The organism is Microvirga sp. Mcv34 (assembly GCF_024519725.1).
Taxonomy (GTDB): domain Bacteria; phylum Pseudomonadota; class Alphaproteobacteria; order Rhizobiales; family Beijerinckiaceae; genus Microvirga.
Genome location: NZ_JALJRK010000142.1, coordinates 1 through 6995, shown reverse-complemented (window position 1 = coordinate 6995; position 6995 = coordinate 1). Strand labels below are relative to the sequence as shown.

Below are 6995 nucleotides of genomic sequence, written 5' to 3'. Positions count from 1 at the left end.
ACTTGTCGGCGAGCTCGATCTCCTTGGCGACGGTGACGCCGTCCTTCGTGATGCGGGGCGCCCCGAAGGACTTCTCGATCACCACGTTGCGGCCCTTGGGGCCGAGGGTGACCTTCACCGCGTCGGCCAGGATGTCCACGCCGCGCAGCATCTTCTCGCGGGCGTCGGAGGAAAACTTAACGTCTTTGGCAGCCATTGAATTCATCTCCTATTGTGGCGGATGTCAGCAACTCCCAGCCGTTAGGCGGCGTTCTTGGCGACGGCATCCTGCTCGAGAATGCCCATGACGTCGGATTCCTTCATGATCAGGAGATCCTCGCCATCGATGCGCACTTCCGTGCCGGACCACTTGCCGAAGAGAACACGATCGCCCGCCTTCACGTCGAGAGCGACCAACTTGCCGGTCTCGTCGCGGGCCCCAGGGCCAACGGCGATGACCTCACCCTGCTGCGGCTTCTCCTTGGCGGTGTCTGGGATGATGATGCCACCTTTTGTCCGCTCCTCAGGTTCGATCCGGCGGACGACGATGCGGTCGTGCAAGGGACGGAATTTCATCGAAAGACCCTCCTATTTCATTCACGAATAAAGCCTAGCTTGGCACTCATGAGGCACGGGTGCCAAGCAGCTTCGAGATAGGAATGCTCCAAATCCCGTCAAGGGAGCAGCCGCCGACTGCGGACTGGCGGGAGCTTCGGTCTTATCGCTTGCTAGCCTGGAGATCGATTGCGCTTGCGATCCATCGGCGCAGCGAGGCCGGATCCATCATTCCGGCCTCTCGGGATGCGACCTGTCCGTTTCTGAACACGAACAGTGCGGGAATGCCCCGGATGCCGAACTCTGCCGAGAGACCCGGCTCGTTGTCGACATTGACCTTGACGAACCGGGCTGCCGGCTCGAGTTCCTGCGCAGCTCGCTCGAAGACGCGGGCCATGGCGCGGCAGGGGCCGCACCAAGGCGCCCAGAAATCGACCACGACGGGTATGTCGTTGCGGGTGACATGGCGCTTGAACCGTTCGCCGCCGAGTTCAAGCGGCTTGCCGGAGAACAGACCGGCGCCGCAGCGGCCGCATTTGGCCGCCTGCGCCGGCTTTGACCGCGGCAGGCGGTTGACGCTGTCACAGGTGGGACAGACGATGTGGAAGGTATCGGACATCGTACAAACTCCAACTCGTATTCATGCGTGCGACTATGTAAGTGCAACCCCGCGCCCTCGCAGGAGGCTTGAGAGGGCAGCGGCTCACCTATGGAGGCGCAGCGAAAAGGTTCGCCTCCCGGAGGCCATCGAGGACGAACTGCACCGCGACGGCCGCCAACAGAACTCCTGAGATGCGGGCGACGACGTTGGTGCCGGTCACCCCGAGCAGACGCCCGAGGGGCTCGACCAGGACAAGCGCGAGATAGGTGGCTCCGAGGCAGGCCACCAACATGAACAGGATCGTAGCCCGGGCGAGATCCGTCCCGGCCTGTCCCATCAGCAGCACGACCGCGGTCATGCTGCCGGGACCGGCGATCAGCGGGATGGCGAGCGGGAACACGGCGATGTCTCCGGGGCGTTGAGCTTCATGCTCCTCGCTCGCCGTGATGGACGACAGGCCTGTCGGGTGCGCGAACACGAGATCGACTGCCAGAAGCAGGAGCAGGATCCCGCCGGCAATCCGGAACGCCGCCAGCGAGACATGCAGAAAATCGAGCAGTTGCGTCCCCAGGAGCGCAAAGAGCAGCAGCACCACCCCGGCGATCACCACCGCCTGCCATGCCAGCCGCCGCCGTTCCGGCCGGTGGATCCCGGCGGTGAGCACCCCGAATACGGCCGCCGTTTCTACGGGACCGATCGTGACGAACAGCAGCACGAACGCGGATACGGCAGTGTCCAGCATCTGAGACCAACTTGGTGACAGGGCATCAGGCCGCCTGCGTTCCACCGTCCACCGCCCGCAGCGGTTCGCCTTCCAGCGCCGCCTGCAGGGCGTCGTCGACCCGTTCGAGCCATACGAACTCGAGACGGGCACGCGCCTCTTCGGGAATATCCTCGAAGTCGCGGCGGTTGCGCGCCGGGAGCATCACCCGGGTCACGCCGGCCCGCGCAGCGGCAGTGACCTTCTCCTTGATGCCGCCTACCGGCAGCACGAGCCCCCTCAGGCTGATCTCGCCCGTCATCGCCGTATCGCTTCGAACCGTCCGGTCGGAGAGCAGAGAGACAAGGGCGGTGAACATGGCCACGCCCGCGCTTGGCCCGTCCTTGGGCGTGGCGCCGGCGGGAACGTGAATGTGGATGTCGCTCCTCTCGAAGACCTTCGGCTGGATCCCGAGCGTTGCGGCCTTGGACTTGACGAGGCTCAGGGCCGTCTGGGCGCTCTCGCGCATGACATCGCCGAGCTGCCCCGTCAGGATCAGGCCGCCCTTGCCGGGCGTCCGGGTGGCTTCGATGAACAGGATGTCGCCGCCCACCGGGGTCCAAGCCAGTCCGGTGGCCACGCCCGGCACGCTGGTGCGCATGGCGACCTCGTCCTCGAACCGTGCCGGGCCCAGGATCGCGGTGAGGTCCTCGGCTCCGATGCTCACATGCTCTGCGCTGCCCTCCGCGATCCGGACGGCGGCGTGGCGCAGCGCCCTGCCGATCTCGCGCTCCAGGCTCCGGACGCCGGCCTCGCGGGTGTAATCCCGGATGATCCCGCTCAGGGCGTCGTCGCTGATCTCGGCCTGGTCCGGCCGGAGCCCGTTCGCTTCCAGCTGGCGCTTGACCAGGTAGCGCCGGGCGATCTGCAGCTTCTCGTCCTCGGTGTAGCCGGCAAGGGTGATGATCTCCATGCGGTCGCGCAGCGGCCCCGGGATCGCGTCGAGCATGTTGGCGGTGGCGATGAACACCACGCGCGAGAGGTCGAAGGGAACGGCCAGGTAGTTGTCGCGGAAGGTGGCGTTCTGCTCGGGGTCGAGCACCTCCAGCATCGCGGCCGAAGGGTCGCCCTGGATGCCGCGCCCCATCTTGTCGATCTCGTCCAGCATCATCACGCAGTTGCGCGCGCCGGCCTTCTTGATCGCCTGGATGATGTTGCCGGGCAGGGCGCCCACATAGGTCCGCCGGTGGCCGCGGATCTCCGCCTCGTCGTGGACGCCGCCGAGGCTCACCCGCACGAATGGCCGCCCCATGGCGCGGGCGATCGACTGCCCGAGCGACGTCTTGCCGACGCCAGGGGGGCCGGCGAAGCACAGGATCGGGGCCTTGCCGTTGGGAGCGAGCTTCCGCACGGCCAGATATTCGACGATCCGCTGCTTGATCTTCTCAAGCCCGAAGTGGTCCTCGTCGAGGATGCGGCGGGCCTCCGCGATATCGATGGGATTCTCCTCAGGCAGGCTCCAGGGCAGCTCGACGAGCCAGTCGAGATAGGTCCGGAGCATTCCGGCCTCGGTCGCGCCTTCGGGCATGCGCTCATAGCGCCGAAGCTCCTTGCGGGCCTGCTCCTCGACCTCCGGCGGCATGTTTGCCGTGGCGATCTTCTCGGTGAGTTCCTGAACTTCCTGGGCTCGCCCGTCGCCTTCGCCGAGCTGGCGCTGGATCGCCGCCATCTGCTCGCGTAGCACGGCCTCGCGCTGGCGCTCGTCCAGGGCGGCCTTGGTCTGGCGGCCGATCTCCTGGGTCAGGCGCAGGACCTCGATCCGCTGGGCCAGCAGGCGCGAGACCTTGTCCATCCGGGGCAGGAGGTCGAGCGTCTCCAGGATCTCCTGCTTTTCCTCGGGCTTGATGTCCATGTAAGTCGCCGCAAGGTCGGCGAGCTGGGCGGGCGAGGTCGCCCCCTGCACGGCCGCGATCAGCTCCTGAGGCGCCTGCGGCAGGAGCTGGAGCGCCTCGATCGCCTGGCTCTGCAGATGGAGAAAGCGGGCCTCGATCTCGGGACTCTGGGCCTCAGGCTCCGGCAAGTGGAGCACACGTGCGGCCAGGAACGGCTTCTCGTTCACGAAGTCGAGGATCCGAATCCGCTGGACGCCTTGGCAAATGATATGGTGCGTTCCGTCCGGAGCCGTCATGTAGCGGACGATGTTGGCGAGCGTTCCGACAGCGTGCATCCCAGCGGGGCCGGGCTCCGCCAGCTGGGCGTCCCGCTGCATCAGGATGCCGATGGGCCTCTCCTCCCGCACGGCCTGCTGGGCGGCGGCGATCGAGGCCGGCCGCCCGACGACGATCGGCGCGATCATGCCCGGGAATAGAACAGTGTTGCGCACCGGCACGATGATGGTGGCGTCCGGCGGCAACGGAACCGGCGTAAATTCCTCCTGAGGCTCCGGTGAATGGTTGTTGGGCTGGTTGGGACCGTTGGCGACTCCGAACAGGATCATGGCGCAACCCCTACACGTCTTTCTCGAGACTGAAGACGACACACCCGTTCCGCGCGAACCGGTGCACCGCCCTGTAGCGCCCCGGCGGCAACGGGACGTGTCGTTCGAACTGGCCCTGCGGCAGTTCCAGACGATGAATGCGGGCCGTGCGCAACTCGGGGGGCAGCACGCGCCGGCCGGCCACCATCAGGGTGCCGTCCCGGACAATCGCCTCGACCTGATCGGGCTCGACGCCTGGCAGGGCGATCAGGATAAGCACCTCATGATCGGTCTCGATCATGTCGAGGGGAGGCTCCCACGCCGGCGCCCGGGAATGCGAGCGTTGGAGCTGAAACAGTTGCCTGTGCATCCGCTCGGCTCGCGCCAGAGTGTCAATGGCTTCGGAAAGCATCCAGTTCGCCGGGTCATGCATCGTCGTCCGCCTCCACTGAAACAGCTAGCTGTCCCTATGCCTGAACGATTTCAAGAGATGCCGCAGACGGCCCGCTCCGCTTGGGCGTTGCTATAATGCATACGACCCGGTCTGGTTTCTTGATCCCGAACCAATCTTGGTCGGTGTTGGAAACGACCGAAAGATTCCCGATGAAAATCGCGAAGCCGGTCTTGCGAAGGGTTGACCCCAAAACCAGATCGTAGGCGCTGGCGGCTCCTGCGAGCGCCAGCGTCCTTCGTTGGTCGGCTCGGCCAAAGGACATCTTCCTCGGTTCTAACGCGCCTCAAAGAGGGCGTACGGTCTGATGGAGGCAACGATGAATTTCGAAAAGTACACCGAGCGTGCCCGGGGCTTCGTGCAGGCGGCACAGAACTTGGCCGTGCGTGAAGGCCACCCGCAGCTCGCTCCCGGTCATATCCTGAAAGTTCTGCTGGACGATCCGGAAGGCCTCTGCGCTGGCCTGATCGACCGCGCCGGCGGCCGCTCCCGCGACGCCCATGCGGCCGTCGAGCAGTGGCTCGCCAAGCAGCCGAAGGTCTCCGGCTCGGCCTCGCAGCCGCAGGCCACGCGCGAGCTGATGCGCTTCTTCGACACCGCCGAGAAGGCCGCCGAGAAGGCGGGCGATTCTTACGTCACCGTCGAACGGATGCTGCTGGCACTCGCGGTCGAGAAGGACACGGAAGCCGGAAAGATCCTGGCCCAGGCGGGCGTGACGGCCCAAGGCCTCAACACCGCCATCAACGCCCTGCGCAAGGGCCGCACCGCCGACAACGCGACGGCCGAGAACGCCTATGATGCGCTCAAGAAATATGCCCGCGACCTCACCGAGGCTGCCCGTGACGGCAAGCTCGATCCGGTGATCGGCCGCGACGAGGAAATCCGCCGCACGATCCAGGTTCTGTCGCGCCGCACCAAGAACAATCCGGTGCTCATCGGCGAGCCCGGCGTCGGCAAGACCGCCATCGTCGAAGGCTTGGCGCTGCGCATCGTCAACGGCGACGTGCCGGAGTCCTTGAAGGACAAGCAGCTGCTTGCTCTCGATATGGGGGCGCTAATTGCAGGCGCAAAGTACCGCGGCGAGTTCGAGGAGCGCCTGAAGGCCGTCTTGAGCGAAGTGACGTCGGCCGAAGGTGGCATCATCCTGTTCATCGACGAGATGCACACGCTCGTCGGCGCCGGCAAGGCCGATGGCGCCATGGATGCGTCGAACCTCCTGAAGCCTGCCCTGGCCCGTGGCGAGTTGCACTGCGTCGGCGCTACCACGCTCGACGAGTACCGCAAGCACGTGGAGAAGGATGCGGCCTTGGCCCGCCGGTTCCAGCCGGTCTTCGTGAGCGAGCCCACGGTGGAGGACACCGTGTCGATCCTGCGCGGCCTCAAGGAGAAGTACGAGCAGCATCACGGGGTGCGCATCACCGACTCGGCGCTCGTCGCCGCCGCGACGCTCTCGAACCGCTACATCACCGACCGCTTCCTGCCCGACAAGGCCATCGACCTCGTCGACGAGGCCTCGTCGCGCCTGCGCATGCAGGTCGATTCGAAGCCCGAGGAGCTCGACAACATCGACCGCGAGATCGTGCGCCTGAAGATCGAGCAGGAGGCGCTCAAGAAGGAGACGGATTCCGCCTCCAAGGACCGCCTGGAGCGCCTCACCAAGGAGCTGGCGGACCTGGAAGAGCAGTCGGCCGCCATCACGACCCGCTGGAAGGCCGAGAAGGACAAGCTCGGCACGGCAGCGGAGCTGAAGAAGAAGCTCGACGAGGCCCGCAACCAGCTGGCCGCCGCGCAGCGCAACGGCGACTGGGCGAAGGCCGGCGAGCTCAGCTACGGCGTCATTCCGGGGCTCGAGAAGCAGGTCGCCGAGGTCGAGGCCAAGGCCGATGGCGGCGGCCTGATGGAAGAGGCCGTGACGCCCGACCACGTGGCGCAGGTCGTCTCCCGCTGGACCGGCGTGCCCGTCGACAAGATGCTCGAAGGCGAGCGCGAGAAGCTGCTGCACATGGAGCAGGACCTGGCCAAGCGCGTCGTCGGCCAGCGCGAAGCGGTGGAAGCGGTGTCGACTGCGGTGCGGCGTGCGCGTGCCGGGCTGCAGGATCCGAACCGGCCCATCGGCTCGTTCATGTTCCTCGGCCCCACGGGCGTCGGCAAGACCGAGCTCACCAAAGCGCTTGCCGCCTTCCTGTTCGACGACGAGACCGCGCTCGTGCGCATCGACATGTCGGAATACATG

General features: G+C 66.1%; 7 protein-coding genes. 1 reads left to right on the top strand and 6 read right to left on the bottom strand.

The features are described from left to right. The 6 genes from OC446_RS28670 to OC446_RS28645 all read right to left on the bottom strand — a co-directional run. On the bottom strand, positions 1-196 hold a 196-nt coding region (locus tag OC446_RS28670), incomplete at its 3' end, for a TCP-1/cpn60 chaperonin family protein (RefSeq protein ID WP_315986558.1). Positions 197-240: 44 nt separating this feature from the next. Further along, a complete protein-coding gene (gene groES, locus OC446_RS28665) occupies positions 241-555 on the bottom strand; it encodes a co-chaperone GroES (RefSeq protein WP_262032341.1) in 315 nt (104 codons plus the stop codon). A 142-nt stretch (positions 556-697) separates the two neighbouring features. Continuing rightward, entirely contained in the window at positions 698-1153 is a 456-nt protein-coding gene (gene trxC, locus OC446_RS28660; RefSeq protein WP_262032340.1) for a thioredoxin TrxC, read from the bottom strand. 88 nt (positions 1154-1241) lie between these two features. Beyond that, positions 1242-1877, bottom strand: a complete 636-nt coding sequence (locus OC446_RS28655; RefSeq protein WP_262032339.1) for a MarC family protein — start codon at positions 1875-1877, stop codon at positions 1242-1244. 25 nt (positions 1878-1902) lie between these two features. Then, a complete protein-coding gene (gene lon / locus OC446_RS28650; protein WP_262032338.1) occupies positions 1903-4332 on the bottom strand; it encodes an endopeptidase La in 2430 nt (809 codons plus the stop codon). A gap of 10 nt (positions 4333-4342) precedes the next feature. Beyond that, positions 4343-4744 carry an Hsp20/alpha crystallin family protein gene (locus OC446_RS28645; RefSeq protein ID WP_262032337.1) on the bottom strand — a complete coding sequence of 134 codons (402 nt, stop codon included), beginning with the start codon at positions 4742-4744 and terminating at the stop codon, positions 4343-4345. A gap of 337 nt (positions 4745-5081) precedes the next feature. Between OC446_RS28645 and OC446_RS28640 the strand changes: the two genes are divergently transcribed. Continuing rightward, positions 5082-6995, top strand: a 1914-nt coding sequence (locus OC446_RS28640; RefSeq protein WP_262032336.1) for a Clp protease N-terminal domain-containing protein, incomplete at its 3' end; no start/stop codon positions are given.

Bases quoted from the DNA above. Each gene is read 5' to 3' on its own strand.
- groES (WP_262032341.1), bottom strand. From the start codon at position 555: ATGAAATTCCGTCCCTTGCACGACCGCATCGTCGTCCGCCGGATCGAA.
- trxC (WP_262032340.1), bottom strand. From the start codon at position 1,153: ATGTCCGATACCTTCCACATCGTCTGTCCCACCTGTGACAGCGTCAAC.
- OC446_RS28655 (WP_262032339.1), bottom strand. From the start codon at position 1,877: ATGCTGGACACTGCCGTATCCGCGTTCGTGCTGCTGTTCGTCACGATC.
- lon (WP_262032338.1), bottom strand. From the start codon at position 4,332: ATGATCCTGTTCGGAGTCGCCAACGGTCCCAACCAGCCCAACAACCAT.
- OC446_RS28645 (WP_262032337.1), bottom strand. From the start codon at position 4,744: ATGCATGACCCGGCGAACTGGATGCTTTCCGAAGCCATTGACACTCTG.